The 17,710-nt window shown below is 73.2% G+C and carries 15 protein-coding genes; 2 read left to right on the top strand and 13 right to left on the bottom strand.

Annotation, left to right across the window (positions count from 1 at the left end; all coding sequences use genetic code 11):
- Nucleotides 1-12: 12 nt before the first annotated feature.
- The 11 genes from BN159_RS11245 to BN159_RS11295 are packed head-to-tail and all read right to left on the bottom strand — an operon-like array spanning nt 13 to nt 13,723.
- Nucleotides 13-2,700, bottom strand: coding sequence for a SpoIIE family protein phosphatase (locus BN159_RS11245; protein WP_015657086.1), 2,688 nt, complete (start codon nt 2,698-2,700; stop codon nt 13-15).
- 50 nt (nt 2,701-2,750) lie between these two features.
- Nucleotides 2,751-4,220, bottom strand: coding sequence for an ABC transporter ATP-binding protein (locus BN159_RS11250; protein ID WP_015657087.1), 1,470 nt, complete (start codon nt 4,218-4,220; stop codon nt 2,751-2,753).
- Nucleotides 4,217-5,056, bottom strand: a complete 840-nt coding sequence (locus tag BN159_RS11255) for an ABC transporter permease (protein ID WP_015657088.1) — start codon at nt 5,054-5,056, stop codon at nt 4,217-4,219. Before BN159_RS11255 ends, BN159_RS11250 begins: the two co-directional genes overlap by 4 nt.
- Nucleotides 5,053-6,012 (bottom strand): ABC transporter permease, encoded by a 960-nt coding sequence (locus tag BN159_RS11260; RefSeq protein WP_015657089.1) that lies wholly within the window; start codon nt 6,010-6,012, stop codon nt 5,053-5,055. Before BN159_RS11260 ends, BN159_RS11255 begins: the two co-directional genes overlap by 4 nt.
- Complete coding sequence (locus tag BN159_RS11265; RefSeq protein ID WP_041819105.1) at nt 6,009-7,562, bottom strand: ABC transporter substrate-binding protein; 1,554 nt, start codon at nt 7,560-7,562, stop codon at nt 6,009-6,011. Before BN159_RS11265 ends, BN159_RS11260 begins: the two co-directional genes overlap by 4 nt.
- Nucleotides 7,484-8,377 carry a class I SAM-dependent methyltransferase gene (locus BN159_RS11270; protein ID WP_015657091.1) on the bottom strand — a complete coding sequence of 298 codons (894 nt, stop codon included), beginning with the start codon at nt 8,375-8,377 and terminating at the stop codon, nt 7,484-7,486. Before BN159_RS11270 ends, BN159_RS11265 begins: the two co-directional genes overlap by 79 nt.
- Nucleotides 8,374-9,570, bottom strand: a complete 1,197-nt coding sequence (locus BN159_RS11275; RefSeq protein ID WP_015657092.1) for an MFS transporter — start codon at nt 9,568-9,570, stop codon at nt 8,374-8,376. The genes BN159_RS11270 and BN159_RS11275 overlap by 4 nt, the downstream gene beginning before the upstream one ends.
- Nucleotides 9,554-10,594, bottom strand: coding sequence for a mandelate racemase/muconate lactonizing enzyme family protein (locus BN159_RS11280; protein ID WP_015657093.1), 1,041 nt, complete (start codon nt 10,592-10,594; stop codon nt 9,554-9,556). Before BN159_RS11280 ends, BN159_RS11275 begins: the two co-directional genes overlap by 17 nt.
- On the bottom strand, nt 10,591-11,661 hold the full coding sequence (locus BN159_RS11285; protein ID WP_015657094.1) for a PLP-dependent cysteine synthase family protein: 1,071 nt from the start codon (nt 11,659-11,661) through the stop codon (nt 10,591-10,593). Before BN159_RS11285 ends, BN159_RS11280 begins: the two co-directional genes overlap by 4 nt.
- On the bottom strand, nt 11,658-12,470 hold the full coding sequence (locus tag BN159_RS11290) for a Rossmann-like domain-containing protein (RefSeq protein ID WP_015657095.1): 813 nt from the start codon (nt 12,468-12,470) through the stop codon (nt 11,658-11,660). Before BN159_RS11290 ends, BN159_RS11285 begins: the two co-directional genes overlap by 4 nt.
- Nucleotides 12,467-13,723, bottom strand: a complete 1,257-nt coding sequence (locus tag BN159_RS11295; protein WP_015657096.1) for an ATP-grasp domain-containing protein — start codon at nt 13,721-13,723, stop codon at nt 12,467-12,469. The genes BN159_RS11290 and BN159_RS11295 overlap by 4 nt, the downstream gene beginning before the upstream one ends.
- A gap of 194 nt (nt 13,724-13,917) precedes the next feature.
- Here BN159_RS11295 and BN159_RS11300 point away from each other — a divergent pair, with 194 nt between their 5' ends.
- Nucleotides 13,918-14,670: a DUF4142 domain-containing protein gene (locus tag BN159_RS11300; RefSeq protein ID WP_015657097.1), complete on the top strand. Its 753-nt coding sequence runs from the start codon at nt 13,918-13,920 to the stop codon at nt 14,668-14,670.
- 7 nt (nt 14,671-14,677) lie between these two features.
- Here the strand turns inward: BN159_RS11300 and BN159_RS11305 are convergent, their stop codons facing one another.
- Together BN159_RS11305 and BN159_RS11310 are read right to left on the bottom strand one after the other, a co-directional pair.
- Complete coding sequence (locus tag BN159_RS11305; protein ID WP_015657098.1) at nt 14,678-15,739, bottom strand: PucR family transcriptional regulator; 1,062 nt, start codon at nt 15,737-15,739, stop codon at nt 14,678-14,680.
- A gap of 130 nt (nt 15,740-15,869) precedes the next feature.
- Complete coding sequence (locus BN159_RS11310; RefSeq protein WP_015657099.1) at nt 15,870-16,451, bottom strand: Rv1733c family protein; 582 nt, start codon at nt 16,449-16,451, stop codon at nt 15,870-15,872.
- A gap of 283 nt (nt 16,452-16,734) precedes the next feature.
- On the opposite strand from BN159_RS11310, the gene BN159_RS11315 reads away from it, so the two are divergent.
- Nucleotides 16,735-17,520: an SAM-dependent methyltransferase gene (locus BN159_RS11315; protein ID WP_041821209.1), complete on the top strand. Its 786-nt coding sequence runs from the start codon at nt 16,735-16,737 to the stop codon at nt 17,518-17,520.
- The last annotated feature ends 190 nt before the right edge of the window (nt 17,521-17,710 follow it).

Here is a 17,710-nt window from a genome sequence, read left to right on the forward strand (position 1 = left end):
CTGTTCGGTCGGTCAGGGCAGGGGCTGCTCGGTCCAGATGACCTTGCCCTGGGGGGTGTAGCGGGTGCCCCAGCGCTCGGTGAGCTGGGCGACGAGGAAGAGCCCGCGGCCGCCCTCGTCCTCGGACCGGGCCCGGCGCAGCCGCGGTGAGGTGCCGCTGCCATCGGAGACCTCGCAGATCAGGGCGCGGTCCCGGAGCAGCCGGAGCTGGACGGGGCCGGTGGCGTACCGGATGGCGTTGGTGAAGAGTTCGCTGGCGACCAGCTCGGTGGTGAAGGCGAGTTCGTCCAGGCCCCAGGCGGCGAGCTGCCCGGTCACCGCGGCGCGGGCGCGGGAGACGACCGACGGGTCGCTCGGCAGGTCCCACTGGGCGACCCGGTCGGGCCCGAGGACATGGGTGCGGGCGACCAGCAGCGCCACGTCGTCGCCGGGGCGGGCCGGGAGCAGGGCGTCGAGGACGGCCTCGCAGGTGTCCTCGGGGGCCCGGCCCGGGTGGGCGAGGACGGCACGGAGCCGTTCGAGTCCGGTGTCGATGTCCCGGTGCCGGTCCTCGACGAGTCCATCGGTGTAGAGCACCAGCTGGCTGCCCTCGGCCAGTTCCAGCTCCGCCGTCTCGAAGGGCATGCCGCCGAGGCCGAGCGGCGGCCCTGAGGGCAGGTCGACGAAGTCCACCGAGCCGTCGGGGGCGACGACCGCGGGCAGGGGGTGCCCGGCGCGGGTGAGGGTGCAGCGCCGGGACACCGGGTCGTAGACGGCGAACAGACAGGTGGCGCCGATGCTCCAGCTCTCGGAGGGCGCGTTCTCCACCGCCCAGCCCTCGCCCCGGTCAAGGCGCCCCACCAGATCGTCGAGATGGGTGAGGACGTCGTCCGGGGGCAGGTCCAGGGCGCAGAAGTTGTGCACGGCCGTCCGCAGCCGGCCCATCGTGGCGGCGGCGTGCAGCCCGTGCCCGACGACGTCCCCGACGACCAGGGCCACCCGGGCGCCGGAGAGCGGGATGACGTCGAACCAGTCACCGCCGACCGCGGCCTGCGCGGGCAGATAGCGGTAGGCGACCTCGACGGCGCGCTGCTCGGAGCGGCCCCGGGGCAGCAGACTGCGCTGGAGGGCGAGGGCGGTGTTGTGCTCGCGGGTGAAGCGGCGGGCGTTGTCGACGCACATCGCGGCCCGGCCGCCCAGTTCCTGGGCGAGGGAGAGATCGTCGCCCTCGAAGGGCTCGGGGTTGGCGCAACGATAGAAGCTGACCACGCCGAGAGTGGCGCCGCGCGCCCGCAGCGGCACGGTGATCAGGGAGTGCGTCCCGGCCGCGAGCACCCGCTCCAGCCGTACCGGATCCTGCGCGAACCAGCCGCCCGCCTCGGACAGCACCGGCTCCAGGACCGCCCGGCCGCTCTCCAGACTGCGGGCCTGCGGGGTGGTGGCGACATAGGAGACGCCGTCGCCGACGTGGTACAGCCGCGGCTCGTCGTTGCGGCTGCGCAGGGCGACCCGGCGCAGCGGGGCGTCGGGGCCGAACGGCTCGGGCTCCTCGCCGTTGAGGACGGCGTCGGGCAGGTCCACGGCGGCGAAGTCGGCGAACCGGGGGACGACGACCTCGGCGAGTTCCTCGGCGGTGCGGGTGACATCGAGGGTGGCGCCGATCCGCACCCCGGCCTCGTGCAGCAATTCCAGCCTCCGGCGAGCCAGTACGGCGAGCCGTCCGACCCCGGGTTCCCCGACGAGCACCACGCGTCCGCCGGGCCCGTCGGCGGCGGGCGCGGTCACGGCGTGCGGGGCGAGCAGGGTGGGCGGGGGCGCCGGCCGGGTGAGGGCGACGGTGCGCGGCCCGCCGAGGACGCGGGCCTCGACGACGGCTCCGCTCTCCCCGGTCGCGCCCACGACCGTACGGCGCAGCAGGGTGGCGATCCTGCCGCCGGCCAGGGTCACCTCGTCGAGGGTGCGGTCGGGAGAGGCGAGCAGTGCCTCGGCGCGCTCGCGCAGCACGGCGAGGTCGATCCGGCCGAGTCCGGCGCTGCCGTCCTGGTCCGGGCCCGGCTCCCGTCCGGCCCCGCGGTAGGCCGCCAGCAGCGCCCGCTCCCGCTCGGTGGCCTGGTCCCGCAGCCGGGCCTCGATGGCCCGTGCGGCCTCCCGCACCAGCCGGATCATGACCGGGTCGCTCTGGTCACGCAGGCAGGTCAGGTCCAGGACGGCCTCGATCCGCCCGCTGAACGGGTCCCGGACGGGGGCGCCGACGCAGGCGAAGGGCTGGAGACAGTCGGCGAAGTGCTCGCGGCCGACGACCTGGACGAGCCCGCGCTCGATCAGCGCGGTGCCGATGCCGTTGGTGCCCGCCGCCTCCTCCGAGACGTCGAAGCCGGGGGCGAAGCTCACCGCGTCGAGCCGTTCGAGCAGGTTCCGGCCGCCGCCGAGCCGCTGCACCATCCACCCCTGTCCGTCGCAGAGCGCGATGGCCGTGCCCAGGTCGGCGAGGGAGTCGGCGAGCTTGTCCAGGACCGGTCCGGCGGCGAGCGTGAACCGCTCGTCCAGCGCCACGTCCGGCTCGTAGGGGATGTAGAGCCGGTCCGGATCGAGCCCCGCGGACCGGCATCTCTTCCAGGAGGCCAGCACCGGATCCCGGACGTCCGAGTCGACGCGGGCTCCGGCGAGGAATCGTTCGTGGGCATCGACGAGTCCGCCGATGTCGTCCCAGGCGACGGACAACGGCCTCACTTCCCTCAAGGAACTTCACCCTAGACCCATTGTGACCCACATCACAACAATCCGTGAGCGGGGCCCATCGCCCCCTCCAGCACCCGTTCCGCCGGACCCTGCTCGACGACCTTCCCCGCCTCCAGCACGGCGACGCGCTGCGCGAGGCGGGCGGTCTGCGGGTCATGCGTGATCAGTACGAGGGACAGGTCGCCGCGGCCGGAGAGCAGCCCTGCGAGCAGGTCGAGCAGACCGCGTCGGGCGACGCTGTCGAGACCCGAGGTGATCTCGTCGCACACCAGCACCCGGGGCCGGGCGAGCAGGGCACGGGCGAGCGCGGCGCGCTGAAGCTCGCCGCCGGAGAGCGCACCGGGGCGGCGGTGCGCGAGGTCTCCACTGAGGCCGAGCCTTTCGAGCGCCCCCAGGGCCTCGGCCCGTGCCGCGGGCCCGTCGGTGCCACGCAGGCGGACGGCGGTGCGGGCGACCTGGTCCAGCACCGGCCGGTGCTCGTCGAAGGCGGCGCGGGCGTCCTGGAAGACGTACTGGACGGCGGCGAGCCGGGTCCGGTCCCGGCGGCGCAGGTTGCGCGGGAGCGCCGCGCCGTCGAGCAGGATCTCGCCGTCGTGGTCGCGGTGCAGTCCCGCGAGGCAGCGGCCGAGGGTGGTCTTGCCGCTGCCCGAACGCCCCACGACGGCGAGGCACTCGCCTGCGTGGAGGGTGAGGCGGGGCACGTGCAACACGGCGGTGCGGCCGTGTACGGCGGTCAGGTTCCGCACCTCCAGGACGGACGGCCCCTCGGCGGGATCTGCCTGTGTCGTCATGGGCGCGGCGTCGGCTTCGAGCAGTTGTCGAGTCCACTCGTGGCGGGGCGCCTGCCACAGCCGTTCGGGGGGTCCGGACTCCACGACCCGGCCCGCGCGCATCACCAGTACCTCGTCGGCGAGGGCGCGCACCACGTCGAGATCGTGGCTGAGCAGGACGACCGCGATTCCGCGCGCCGCGACCGCCGCGAAGCGCTCGACGATGCGGCTCTTGGTCGACGGGTCCTGTCCGGTGGTGGGTTCGTCGGCGACGACGACGCGGGCGCCGAGCAGCAGGGCCTGGGCGACCACGAGGCGCTGCTGCTGACCGCCGGAGAGCTGGTGCGGATAGCGGCGCAACAGGGCATCGCCGTCCGGGAGTTGGGCGTCGGCGAGGGCGCGCCGCACATGGGAGCGGTCGCGGCCGTGGGCGCGGGCGATGTCGTGCAGCAGGGCGCCGACCCGGCGCGCGGGGTTGAGGACGGCGGCGGGGTGCTGGGGGATGTAGCCCACGGGTCCGCCGTCCGGCGCGCGCACCTCGCCGGTGACCCGGGCGCCCGACGGGTACTCCCCCAGCAGCGCGAGACCGGTCGTGGTCTTGCCGCTGCCGGAGGCGCCGACCAGGGCGGTCACCCTGCCGGGCGCCACCCGCAGGTTCACTCCGTCCACGATCGCGCGGCCGGCGATCTCGACGCGCAGGTCGCGGATCTCGGCGACCAGGTCAGGGCTCACGAGTCGGGCCGCCCCTTCTTCTCCGGCGAGGGCTTCTCCTGCGAGGGCTTCTCCTGCGAGGGCTTCTCCAGCGCCGCGTCGAAGAGCAGGTTGGTGCCCGTCGTCAGCGCCACGATCAGCAGCGCGGGCACCACGACGGCCCACGGCTGGACGAACAGTCCGGTGCGGTTGCGGTCGACCATGACGGCCCAGTCGGCGGCGTCCGGCGCCACCCCGACACCGAGGAAGGCGGCCGTGGAGACCAGGTACAGCACACCCGTCAGCCGGACCCCGGCGTCGGCGCCGAGCGTGCGCAGGGCGGAGCGGCCGACATAGCCGACGGCGACGCGCCACCGGCTCTCGCCCTGCATGCGCAGCGCCTCGACCGCGGGCCGGGCCGCCGCCCCGGCCGCCGCCGCGCGCACGATCCGCGCCGCGTCCGGCACATTGACCAGCGCGACGAGCAGCGCGAGCCCCACCGCTCCGGGCGCGAACACCGAGGCCGCCAAGAGGATCAGCAGCAGCGACGGCACGGCGAGCAGTACGTCGAGGGGCCGCATCAACAGCTCTTCCAGCCACCGCAGTCGGGTGAGCGCGGCGATCAACCCGACCGGTACGGCGACCAGATAGGCGAGGCCGGTCGCGGCGATCGCGGTCACCACGACCGTACGGCCGCCGTGCAGCACCTGCCGCCACACGTCCCGGCCGACGAAGTCGGTACCGAGCCAGTGCCCGTCGCCGAGCGCGAAGGACACGGCCCTGGGGCCGGGGTCACCGGCGAACAGCGGGCCGAGGAGGGCGAGTCCGAGGGGTACGGCGACGACGGCGACGCCGAGTCCGAGACGGCGCCGGGTCATGCGGCCACCTCCGCCCGCGGGGTCAGCCGGTGCGCGATCAGGTCGGCGCCCAGGTTGAGTACGACGGTCAGCACCCCGAACACCACCGCGAGCCCCTGCACGACGGGGACGTCGCGTTCGGCGACGGCGTTGAGCAGGACGGTGCCGAGTCCGGGGATCACGAACAGGGCCTCCACGACGATGACTCCGCACAGCAGCCAGTCCACCGTGCGGGCGAGCTGCTGTACGGCGGGGGCGGCGGCGTTGGGCAGGGCGTGCAGCCAGCGGATCCGGCGCTCGGGGACGCCGTGGCGGCGGGCGTGGGCGGTGTACGGCGCGGCGAGGGCGTCGATCATTCCGGCCCTGACCAGTCGGCTGAGCGAGCACACCGGGCGGGAGAGCAGCACCAGGACGGGCAGGACGAGGGCGGCCGGATGGCCGAGCAGATCGGTGCCGTAGCCCACGGCGGTCGGCGGCAGCCACGCCAGTTTCAGCGCGAACACCGTCACCAGCAGCACGCCCAGTGCGAACTCCGGGACCGCGTAGACGGCGAGCGTGACGGAGCTGATCAGACGGTCGGCCGGGCGGCCCTCGTGGCGGGCGGCGAGGACGCCCAGGCCGAAGCCGGTGGGGATGAGCAGGGTGAGGGTGAGGGTGGCGAGCAGGAGGGTCGGTCCGAAGGCGTCTGTCAGGTACTGGGTCACCGGGCGGCCGGAGGTGAGGGAGGTGCCCAGGTCGCCGTGGAGGAGGCCCGCCGCCCAGTCCGCGAAACGCTCATGGGCGGGGCGGTCCAGGTTGAGAGACTCTCTGATCGCTTTGATCCGCGCGGGGTCGGGCTGATCTCCGGCGAGGGCTACGGCCGCGTCGCCCGGCAACGCCTCGGTGAGCCCGAAGATCAGCAGCACCACGGCAACGGTCTGAGCGGCCCCGAGGAGGAGCCGCCGGGCGACGAAGGAGCGCAGTCCACTCGAAGTCACGCCAGCCACACCGTGTCGAAGCGGGCCCAGTCGAGGGTGTTGGCGGGCGCGTCGGTGTCAACCCCCTTCACATTCCTCGCCGTTCCGATGATCCAGTCCGCGAACCCCCAGATCAGGAAGCCGCCCTCCGCGTACAGCCGACGCTGCATCCGCTCGTAGACCGCCGCCCGCTCCCCCGTGTCCCGTGTCGACTGGGCCTGCTGATACAGGGCGTCGAAGTCCTTGTGGCGCCAGTGGGTCGCGTTGGTGGTGGAGTCGGTGAGGAGGCGCTGGGAGATGTGGGCCTCGATGGGCATCGCGCCGGAGCGGTAGCAGGACAGGGTGCCGGAGTCGAGGATGTCGCTCCAGTAGGAGTCCTTGCTGCCCATGCGGACGTCGATCGTGACGCCTGCCTTCGCCGCCTGGTCGCGGAAGATTCCGGCGGCCTCGGTGAATCCGGCGGCGACGGCGGAGGTGTCGAGGGTGACCTTGAGCTTCTCGGCGCCGGCCCGCTTGAGCAGCGACTTGGCCCGGTCGAGGTCCTGTTCGCGCTGGGGCAGGGAGTCGGCGTAGTACTGGTACCCCTTGCCGAACAGGTCGTTGCCGATCTGGCCCGCGCCGGACAGGGCGCCGTCGACGAGTTCCTGCCGGTCGGCGATGAGGAAGAACGCCTCGCGGACCCGGCGGTCGTCGAAGGGTGCCCGGTCGGTCTTCATGCAGAACGCCTGCATGGCGCTGCCCCGCAGCCGCACGATCTCGATCTGCCCCTTGCCCTCGTGGGCGCGGGCGGTGGTGGGGTTCAGCTCGTGGGCGTACTCGACCTGTCCGCCGAGGAGGGCGTTGACGCGGGCGGACTCCTCGTTGGCGACGACGATTTCGAGCTCGTCGAGGTGGGGAGCGCCCTCCCAGTAATCCTCGTAGCGGCGGAACACCGCCGACCGGCCGGGCGCGAAGGAGACGAACCGGAACGGGCCCGACCCGATCGGCCGATGATCGAAGTCGGTGGCGCCCTCGGGCACGATGTAGGCGCCGAACGCGGCCAGGATGTTGGGGAATTCGGCCGTCGGGCGCTTCAGGACGAACTCGATGCCACGCTCCCCGGTGGCCCGGCTGGCGTCGAGGTCGATGGGCTCCAGGGACGCCTTGGCCCGGAACGCCTGCTCGGGGTCGGTGATGCGGCGGTAGCTGTGCAGGACGTCGGCTGCGGTGACCGGCTTGCCGTTGTGGAAGGTGGCTTGACGGAGGGTCACCTGCCAGCGGTCCAGGGTCTTGTTGGGCTCCCACTTCTCCGCGAGGCGGGGCTGGGCGGAGAGGTCGGCGCCGTAGTCGGCGAGCTTGTCGTAGAGGGCCTTGGCGCGGGCGACGTCGGCGAAGAGGTTCGCCAGATGCGGGTCGAGGGTCTCGCTCGCGCCGCCCCCGGCGAAGGCGGCGCGCAGTCGGCCGCCCCGCTTGGTGGTCCTGGACTGATCGTCGGTGCTGCTGCCGCAGCCCACTACGGCCATGGCGGCGGCCCCGGTCGTGGCGGCGAGGAAGCCGCGTCGGCGCAGGCCGGGGAAACGTTCGTCGTGCATGTCTGTCCTCGGGATCTCTGGGGTGTCCAGGCGGTGCGAAGGCGGGCGACCAGATGCAGCCGGTCGGCGTCGGCCGACGTGCCGGGCAACTGGCCCTCCCGCCAAGGGGGTTCGGTGCGCGGGCCGGGCCCGTCGTGGAGTTCGAGCACGTCGAAGCCGTGCGCGGTGAGGAAGTGCCGCAGCTCCTGCGGGAACAGCAGCCGCCAGGCGGAGTGCTGTGTGGCAGGTCGCGCCCCGTCGTCCGTGGTCCATACCCGGGTACGGCGCAGGAGTTGGGCGGTGCGGTCGACGGACAGGGTGGTCGTGGACCGGTACTCGGTGCCCTCCCAGGCGAAGGCGGTCTCGACGGGCCGGTCGAGCAGGTCGGTACGGCCCAGGAAGTACGCCCCGTTGCGCAGCTCCGCGACCAGCAGCCCGCCCCAGGTCAGGGTGCGGCGGCAGGAGGCGAGGAAGCCGTCGAGCTGGGCGTTGGTGTGGCAGTACAGCAGGGCGCTGTCCAGGCAGAGGACGGCGTCGTGGGCGGCCCGGCCGAAGTCGAAGCCGTGCAGGTCGGCTTGGAGGTACGTGGGCCCGGGGTGGTGGCTTCGGGCGTGCGCGAGCATGGTCTCGGAGCGGTCGGCGCCGGTGACGGTACGGCCCGCGGCACTGAGGTGGGCGGCGTCCCGGCCGGTGCCGCAGCCCATGTCCAGGACGCGCGGCCCGGCGCCGTGGCGGCGCAGACAGTCCTCGGCCCAGCGTCCGGCGAGCCGCTCGACGTCGGGGAAGCGGGCCTCGTACAGGGCCGGTTGGTCGGTGAGCAGGTTGCGGCCGGTCATACGAGGCTCCGCTCCACGGCAGCGCGCGGCAGCGCCCCGCGCCGGTGCAGCCGGACCATCCCGCCCGCCGAGGCGAGGCCGACAACGGCACAGCAGATCCAGGGCAGTTGCCCGCCGCTGTCCATGGCCCATCCGATGCCGGCGCTGCCTGTCGCGGCCGCGATCCCGGAGACGACGTAGAAGACACCGAAGTAGGTGCCGGTCAGCTCGGGGCGGCCGAAGCGGGGGATGAGTTCCATGACGAACGGGGAGGCGATCATGAGGCCGAGGTACAGGAGCAGGGTGCCGAGCAGGACGGTGAGCGGGCTGTTGAACAGGGGCGGCAGGAAGGCCAGTCCCATCACCGCCAGCCCTGCCGCGATCCAACGGGAGCTGTCGCCACGGGACTTGAGGCCGCGGGTGATCCGCAGCTGAAGGGCGAGGTTGGCGATGGTCCCGACGAGGAAGACCAGGCCCGCCGCCCCGTCCCAGCCGGTGGCCTGCCGGGCGCCCTCCGGGAGCAGCAGGTACAGCTGGTTCTCCAGGGTGAACATGCCGACCATGGCCAGGGCGAAGGCCAGGAAGTCCCGGTTGCCGAGGACCTCGCGCCAGTCGCCGAGGACGCCGCTGCCGCTCGGCTCGGTCTTCCGCGCGGGCAGTACGAGGGCCTGCGCCACGGTGAGCACCGCGAAGATACCGGCGGCGGTCAGCGCGGAGGTCCGGAAGTCGACGAGGAGCAGGGCGCTGCCCAGCAGCGGTCCGATCAGCGCGCCGGTCGTGGCGAACACGTTGAACAGCGCGAACGCCTCCGCCTGGCGCCCGCCCGCCTCCTGGGCGAGATAGGCCCGGACGGCCGGGTTGAACAGGGCCCCCGCGAGTCCGCTGAGCACGGACGCGGCGAGCAGCACGGCGAGCGAGTCACCGAGCGCGAACAGTCCGAACCCGACGGTCCGCAGGGCGCATCCGGCGATGATGACGCCCCGCGCGCCGAGCCGGTCGGAGGCCGAGCCGCCGATGAGGAACAGCCCCTGCTGGCTGAGGTTGCGCACCCCGAGGACCACTCCGACGACGGCCGCCGACAGGCCCAGGTCGTCGGTGAGGTGGGTGGCCAGGTAGGGGACGAGGAGGTAGAAGCCGGTGTTGACGCCGAGCTGGTTGACCAGCAACAGGCGTACGGCGAAGGGGAACCGGCGTATCTCATGCCAGGTCTTCACAGGTCACCCCCAGCCCCGGTCGCCCGCTCGCGCGGACGAAGCCGTCGCCGCCTCCGATGCCGGTCCACGGGTCGTGGGCGAGCAGCAGATGGCCGTCGAGGTCGGTCCAGCGGGCCCGTTCCGCGAGGTGCACGGCGGGCGCGAGCCCGAGGCTGCTGGCGGTGAGGCAGCCGAGCATCAGTTCCGTGCCGCTGCCTTCGAGGGCGTCGGCGATCCGCAGGGCCGCGTGGACGCCGCCGCACTTGGCGAGCTTGACGTTGACGCCCTGCACCCGCCCGGCGAGGCGGCGGGCGTCGTCCAGGGCGACGGCGTCCTCGTCGGCGATGACGGGCAGCGGCGACTTCTCGGCGAGGGCGCCGAGCGCCTCGGGGTCGCCGGGGGCGAGGGGCTGTTCCACAGCCTCGACGCCGAGGTCGGCGTAGCGCGGGAGCAGGGCGGCGGCCTGGGTCGGGGTCCAGGCACCGTTGGGGTCGAGGAGCAGCCGGACGCCCGGTGCCGCGTCGCGGATGACCCGTACGCGCTCGATGTCGTCCTCGGGATCGGGGGCGCCCGCTTTGGCCTTGATGACCGCGAACCCCCTCGCGGCGAGTCGGCGGGCCTCGGCGGCGGCGCGCATCGGCGCGGTGATGCCGATGGTCCGCGCGGTGGCGGCCACGGGGGTCGCCGTGGCGCCGAGGAGACGGTGGACGGGAACCCCGGCGCGCTTGCCGACCAGGTCCAGCAGCGCGGACTCCGCGGCGGCCGTGACCGCCGCAGGAGTGTCGACATGCGCCAACTCCCCTTCCCGCAGCGCCTCCAGAGCGCTCTCCGGGTCGGCGAACCGGCTCAACTCCAGGCCGCCGAGCAGCCGCCGCAGAGTGTCGGCGTCGAGGGCGTAGTACACGCTGCTGACGGCCTCGCCGTGGCCGGACAGGCCCTCGTGCTCGACGGTCAGCCACACGGCGTCGCGGGCGGACATGGTGGAACGGGAGATGCGCAACGGCTCGGCGAGGTGGAGCCGTACGGTGCGCAGGTGGGACTTCACCGGATGCCTTTCAAGGGGTCGACGACCCGGGTGCAGCGCGCCCAGCCGGTGGCCTCGGCCGCGTACGGGTGGGGTATCTCCACGGGCCGGGTGGCCGCGCCGGCCGGGTCGAGGCCGTGGGCGGCGGCGAAGTCGTCGTCGTAGACGGTGCCGAGGTAGCGGTGCGGGCCGTCGGGGAAGACGGTGGCGACGACCGCGCCGGGGTGGACGCGAGCGGCCCAGGCGGCGACCCGGGCGGCGGCGCCGGTGCTCCAGCCGCCGCTGACGAAGCTGCCGCGGGCGAGCCGCCGGCAGCTGTCGACGGCCTCGGCGGGCCCGACCCAGTGCACCTCGTCGAAGGCGTCGTAGGCGACGTTGCGCGGGTGGATGCTGCTGCCGAGGCCGCGCATCAGGCGGGGTCCGGCGGGCTGGCCGAAGATGGTGGAGCGGGTGGCGTCGACGCCGATGAGCCTGAGGTGGGGCCAGTGGCGGCGCAGGGGGCCGATCAGGCCCGCGCTGTGCCCTCCGGTGCCGACGCTGCACACCAGGATGTCCAGATGGTCGAGCTGGGTACCGAGTTCGGCGGCGAGGGAGGCGTACCCGGCGGTGTTGTCGGGGTTGTTGTACTGGTCCGGCCAGTAGGCGCCGGGGAGTTCGGCGAGCAGCTCACGCAGCCGGGCGAGCCGTGCGGCCTGCCAGCCGCCCTGTGCGGCGGGGCGGTCGGCGAGTTCCAGGCGGACGCCGTGGGCGCGCAGCAACTGGCGCATGGACGGCTCCAGTTCACTGTCGCCGACCAGCACGATCGGATGCCCGAGCGCCTGCCCGGCGAAGGCGAGCCCGATGCCGAGGGTGCCGGAGGTGGACTCCACCACGGGAGCGCCGGGCACCAGTTCACCGCGCTCCCGGGCACCGAGCAGCATCGACACCGCGGCCCGCGCCTTCATACCGCCCGCGGCGAGCCCTTCCAGCTTGGCCCAGAACCCGGGGTGGGCGCCCGGCAGCCCGGTGGTGATCCGCACGACGGGCGTACGGCCGACCAGATCGAGCAACTCCCGCCGCGCGGCGGGTCGTACGGCGGTCGCGGTCATCGTCGGCCTCCGTCGCAGCGGTACCGGTGGACCACGCCGGGTCCGCCGTCGAGCCAGAAGAAGGGGTACGGTTCCGCGCACACCGCGCTCACCCCGTGCCCGAGGAACCGGGGCAGCACCGCGCTGCCGGTCTGCGCGAACATGACCAGCTTCTTGCCGTGCCGCAGCGCGTGCTCCCGCAGCGGCTCGAAGGTGCCGTTGCCCAGCGTCATCCCGGAGACCAGCAGCGCGTCACAGGCGTCGGCGGCGCCGAGCGCGTCCCGGGTGACCTCCTCGCCCCATTCGGTCCTGCCGCCCTTCAGATCGCACGGGACATAGTCGAGGCCGCGCGAACGCAGCTCCGCCAGCAGGGAGTTGACGACGCCGACGACGAGCACCGTGGCCCCGGCGGGCAGGTCGAGCAGCTCGACGACGGCCCGTGCGCGGGCCCGGGACTTCACCAGCGACGAGCCGGTCGGCAGCGGGACGCTCTCGGCGCCGCTCGCCCGGGTGTGCGGGGCGGTGTGCATCAGGTAGGCGTCGAGCGCGGCCACCCGCACCGGCTCCAGCGGATGCTCCAGCAGCCGGGCGAGGTCGGCGCCGACACAGTCGTCGAGGGCGCTGTCGGGCAGCGCGCCGGGTTCGACGGCGCAGGAGCCGACGGCCTCGGCGAGGCGCAGGCTGAGCACCTCGTTGCGGTAGCCGGTGCCCCGCCCGTCGTGCCGTGCGGCCTGCCGGGTGGTGAAGGCGACAGCGATCCGCAGCGCCGCCGGATCGGGCCCGAGGGCGCCCTCCCGGACCTGGTCGAGGAGTTGGGCGTACGACGTCATCGGACGACCAGCTCCGCCCGCAGCCCGGCCAGCAGCCCTTCGACCCGGTCCCGCGCGCCGAGCCCGCCGGGGTCGCCCGCCATGACATGGCCGAGGTATTCGTTGTTGCTGCCCGCCGCCTTCACGGCCCGGCCGGGCTCGGCGAGCTGGACCTCCAGCACGCCTTCCGCCGCGGCGGCTTCGCGGCCGTCCAGCGCTTCGAGGGTGCCGTCCCGCTCCGGTACGAGGAAGCCGATGGCGGCGCTGCGCAGTCCGGTGTCGGCGGGCCGCAGGTCGGGGGCGTTGCCGAGGGCGACGTCCACACAGGCGGCGGCGAGGTCGATGCCGGTGACATGGCGGACCAGTTCGGTGATGCGGTTGCCGGCGGGCCGGGGGTTGACCTCGACGACGCGTGGTCCGGCGGTGGTGAGCTTGATCTCGGTGTGCGCGACGACTCCGTCGGTCAGGCCGAGCGCCCGGAGCGCGTCCACCGCGGTCCGCCGTACCGCTTCGGTGTCGGCGGGGGTGAGCGCGGCGGGGAACATATGGCCGGTCTCGATGAAGGCGGGCGCGCCGCCGACGCTCTTGTCGGTGACTCCGACGACGTGCACGGCACCGCCGTGGGAGACGGTCTCGACGCTGACCTCGGGGCCGCCGAGCAGCTCTTCGAGGAGGACGAGGGGGACTCGTTCCTGCCCACGCGCGTTGACCGGGAAGCCGTGCAGCGCGCGTACGGCCTCGGCGAGCTGTGTCTCGTCGTCGACCCGCCGCACATACATCCCCGCGCACAGGTCGACCGGCTTGACGACCAGCGGGTAGCCGATCTCCCGGGCGGCGCGGGCGAGTTCGGGCCACTCCTCGTGGACGGCGAAGCGCGGCTGGGGCAGTCCGGCGGCGGCGAGGGCCCGGCGGGTGGCGTCCTTGCGGCAGGCGGCCGCGACCGCCTCGGGGCCCGGGCCCGGCAGTCCCAGCCGTCCGGCGAGCCGGGCGGCCGTGGGGAGGTAGTAGTCGCAGGACGTGACCACCCCGTCGAAGCCCAGCACACCGTGCAGTCGCTCGACCTCGGTCGGCAGGGCCTCGGTGTCATTGGTGTCGGTGGTGATCACATGGCGGGCGCCGAGCAGCGGGTGCGCGGTCCCCTCGGGCGCCGAGCGCAGGTAGTGGTGCAAGTCCCGGGTGAGGAACGTGAACTCGTGCCCGCCCTCCCGGATCGCGCGCGGCAGCAGCCTGCTCATCGAGCCGACCCAGCTCTCGACCACCAGCAGATGACCCACAACTCCCCTTTTCGCAGTGCGTAGTGCGGACGGACGCGGCTCGCACACGTTAACTGATAATGAATCCCATTGTCATCTAGGGGGTGTGATGCAGGACACGGGGGATGGGTGGGAAGTTTTTCCCGCTCCGATGATTGTTTCGACGGGCGCGCCCGTATCTCCTGTTGTCCGAGCCGTTTGCCTCAGGAGGTCCGATGCGCTTGTCGCGCAGCACGGCGGGAACCGTCTTCGTCGGCGGCGCCCTGGTGCTCACCCTCTCCGCACTCGCCTACCCGGCGCTGCTCGGAGTGGAGAAAACCTCGTCCGACACGTCCCGCATCATCGCCAACACCCGCTACGGGCCGTTGACCGAGGCGGACCGTGACTTCGTGGTGAAGGTGCGCGCGGCCGGACTGTGGGAGTACCCGCTCGGCGAGATGGCGATGGAGCGCGGCACCACCGCGGCGATGAAGGAGGCGGGCGCGCATCTCATCGTCGGCCACTCGGGCCTCGACGAGCTGTGCCGCAAGATCGCGCCCGAGCTCGGGATCACCCTGCCCAACCAGGCGAGCCCCCAGCAGCAGCAGTTCGTGGCGACCGTGGACTCCAAGAGCGGCAGGGAGTTCGACTCCACCGCGGTGACCATCATGCGCGTGACCCACGGCCAGATCTTCCCGACCGTCGCCAAGATCCGCGCCAGCACCCAGAACACGCTGGTGCGGCAGCTCGCCGACCTGGCCAACGACACCGTCCTGGACCACATCACCGTGCTGGAGAAGACCGGTCTGGTCAATCAGGAGCAGGTCAACTTCCAGCAGACCACGCCGCCGAAGCTGCCCAACGACCAGCTCACCCCGCCTCCGCCGCAGCCCGGCGCCCCGGTCCTCGTCCTCAAGCCCCGGCCGGACCTGAACATCAACACCGCGTCGCCCAAGCCGAATCCGAGCCCGAGCGGCACGATCGGCTGAGCGCGACTCACAGAGGTTTCGCCGGCCAGTCCAGCAGCCGGGCGCCGATCACCGCGGTCTGGAGGGTGTACCGCTGGACCGGGTCGGCCGGGTCGGCGCCGGTGAGCTGGCGGACCCGGTCGAGGCGGTAGGTCAGCGCACGGACGCTGAGCGACAGCCGGCGGGCCGCCTCCGCGGCCACGCAGCCGGAGTCGAAGTAGGCGGTGAGCGTGTCCAGCAGCGGCCGGGCGCCGCCGCGGGCCCGGCCCAGCGGGCCGAGGACAGTGGCCACCAGGTCGGCCATGGCCTGCCGGTCCCGGGTGAGCACGGGGTAGACCAGCAGCTCGGAGGCGTGCAGCACCGGCTCCGTCAGCTCCAGGCGCTCGGCGAGGTCCAGCGCGTTCAGCGCCTCCTCGTAGGACTGCACGACGCCGAGCGGGCCGGGGTGCGCGCGGCCGACCGCCACCTGACCGCCGTCGGTGGCGGCGTGGGCGTGCTTGGCGAAGTGGGCGAGCACCTCGCCCTGATCGCCGGGGGCGATGCAGACCAGCCGTCCGTCCTTGGTGGTGAGCAGGATGCTGCGGTCCCCGAACCGGGCGATCAGCGCCCGCTCCACCTCGCGCGGGACGGGGTCGCCGTCGTCGTAGGCGGTCCGGCCGCGGGCCACCGCGACGGCGTGCGCGTGCGAGAGGCGCAGCCCGTACCGCTCCGCGCGCTGCGCCAGCAGGCCCAGGTCGCTGCGGCCGTACAGCAGATCGTCGATGAACTCCCGGCGGGCGGCCTCCTCCTGCCGTACGGCGTCCCGCTGGGCGCGCTCGTACCCCTCGGCGAAGGCGTCGACCGCCTGTGCGGTCGCGGCCAGCACGGCGTCCACGGAGACTCCGGTGCCGGTGGGCCAGTGGGTGCGAGTCTCGGCCAGGTGCGCGGCGACGAGGGCCCTGAGCCCGAGCCCGGCCTCGGCGGCCCGCTCGCCCAGGGACCGGCGGGAGTCCCGCTCCGCGCGGGTGAGGCGGCGGCCGGTGGCGGAGGCGTCGGCGAGGATGCCGGAGTAGCCCGCGAGGTACTCCTCGAATCCGTCCGGCCCCGCCATGCCCGCTCCCCGCCCCTTGTCACGACGCTGTGCAGCGGCGTGTGCTTACGTCGTTTTCTGACGTCTTTCTATCGCATGGCGCGCGCGGAGGGTACGGGAAGGACGGGGCCGGTGGCGGAGTGCGCCGAGGTCAGCCGGTCTTCCAGCCGTTGCGGGTGTCGATCCGCTCCCATTCGACGGCCCACTGCGCGAGACGTCGGCGCTCCATCAGCTGCCGGACGACCCAGACCGTGCCGAGGACGGTCCCGGCGGCGCACATCGCGGCCAGGGTGCCGCCCGAGACGGCGTGCAGGGTGATCTCGCCGGCACTCAACGGCTCGGCCGTGATCTGGTCGCGGCCGTCGGTCCAGACCCGGATCGTGGCCCCGGCCTTGGTCTTCGGCGCGACGCGCGCGTCGTCGGTGTGGGTCTGTCCGTCGGGGCCGGTCCAGCGCACCTTGGCCCACACCCGGTAGTCGGCCGGCACCCGGGCGGGCGTCTTGCCGTCCGTGTCGTCCACCAGCACCGCCGTCACCTGGCGGCTCCGGGTGCGCTGCTCCTCGGCGGCCCGCTCCACCGCGCCGACCGCGACCAGGCCCGCCACGACCCCGCCCACCAGGGCGAGCACCCATCCGGCGAGCACCACCCAGGCCTCGACGAGATCGCAGCGCCGCCTCAGCGGGCTGCGCCGCCACCGCCACATCCGTACGTGTTCGGACCGCGCTTCAGCCATCAGCCGACACCCCCTGGAGAGCACCGACAGCACAGTCCCAGTGTGCTCCTGTCCTCCGGATGTCGCCCTCGTCGCGCTCCCGACCGTCTTCGTCAACGCTTGAACCGATGTGGCCGAAAATCGACTGTCCTGGGGACGCGTACTGTCCAAGCGGCGTGCGGTGAAAGTCAGTTCGCCTAAGTTGGGCACCACCTGATCACCCCCTGATCACCACCAGCTGATCAACGAAGCCACAGCAGGAGGCCGCACCGTGTCGGACGTCGATCCCCAGATACGCGCGTCGATGGAGATACGCGCCCGCATCGACACGACGAAGCCGCACTCGGCGCGCTTCTGGAACTACTTCGTCGGCGGCAAGGACAACTACGAGGTCGACCGCGAGATCGGCGACCACATCAAGGAGATCTTCCCCGGACTGGTCGACGTGGCCGTCACCAGCAGGCACTTCCTGGGCCGGGCCGTCCGTCACCTCGCCGTCGAGCAGGGCATCCGGCAGTTCCTGGACATCGGCACCGGTCTGCCCACCGCCGACAACACCCATGAGGTCGCCCAGCGCGTCGCGCCGGACGCGCGGATCGTCTACGTCGACAACGACCCGATCGTGCTGGCCCACGCCAACGCCCTGCTCACCAGCACCCCGGAGGGCAAGACCGCCTATCTGGACGCCGACCTGTACGACCCGAAGTCGGTGCTGGAGGCCGCGGCGGAGACCCTGGACCTGTCCCAGCCGGTCGCGCTGATGATCCTCAACACCCTGGGCCACGTCGCCGAGCACGCCGCGGCCCGCGACCTGGTGCAGCAGCTGATGGCGGGCCTGCCGTCGGGCAGCTACCTGGTGATCAGCGACTCCACCGCCACCAGCGAGGGCATGATCGCCGCGTCGGAGGCCTACAACGCGAGCGGCGCGGTGCCCTACTACGTGCGCAGCGTCGAGGAGATCGGCGCCTTCTTCGACGGCCTCGACCTGGTGGAGCCCGGGGTCGTCCAGGTCACCGAGTGGCGCCCGGACGGTACCGGCCCGCAGGGCGTCGCCGTGGACGCCTATTGCGCAGTGGGCCGCAAGGCCTGATCACCCGCATTCACTGCTGAGGGGGGCCGTTCCACAGGCACGGGACGGCCCCCCGATCACGCCCGGAATCGGCCCATCGCCCCCCGAACGAGGCCGTGACCCACGTCCCGGACCCGTTTCTTCGGTGGGCCGTCGGTTTCCGGACTCCGCGACGTCACATCCAGCGGGCACCTTTCGCTCGTCCCCACTG

Source organism: Streptomyces davaonensis JCM 4913 (assembly GCF_000349325.1).
Classification (GTDB): domain Bacteria; phylum Actinomycetota; class Actinomycetes; order Streptomycetales; family Streptomycetaceae; genus Streptomyces; species Streptomyces davaonensis.

Excerpts from the sequence above, each read along its gene's own strand:
- BN159_RS11255 (WP_015657088.1), bottom strand. The coding sequence starts at position 5,056 with ATGACCCGGCGCCGTCTCGGACTCGGCGTCGCCGTCGTCGCCGTACCC.
- BN159_RS11265 (WP_041819105.1), bottom strand. The coding sequence starts at position 7,562 with ATGCACGACGAACGTTTCCCCGGCCTGCGCCGACGCGGCTTCCTCGCC.
- BN159_RS11270 (WP_015657091.1), bottom strand. The coding sequence starts at position 8,377 with ATGACCGGCCGCAACCTGCTCACCGACCAACCGGCCCTGTACGAGGCC.
- BN159_RS11285 (WP_015657094.1), bottom strand. The coding sequence starts at position 11,661 with ATGACCGCGACCGCCGTACGACCCGCCGCGCGGCGGGAGTTGCTCGAT.
- BN159_RS11290 (WP_015657095.1), bottom strand. The coding sequence starts at position 12,470 with ATGACGTCGTACGCCCAACTCCTCGACCAGGTCCGGGAGGGCGCCCTC.
- BN159_RS11300 (WP_015657097.1), top strand. The coding sequence starts at position 13,918 with ATGCGCTTGTCGCGCAGCACGGCGGGAACCGTCTTCGTCGGCGGCGCC.
- BN159_RS11305 (WP_015657098.1), bottom strand. The coding sequence starts at position 15,739 with ATGGCGGGGCCGGACGGATTCGAGGAGTACCTCGCGGGCTACTCCGGC.
- BN159_RS11310 (WP_015657099.1), bottom strand. The coding sequence starts at position 16,451 with ATGGCTGAAGCGCGGTCCGAACACGTACGGATGTGGCGGTGGCGGCGC.
- BN159_RS11315 (WP_041821209.1), top strand. The coding sequence starts at position 16,735 with ATGGAGATACGCGCCCGCATCGACACGACGAAGCCGCACTCGGCGCGC.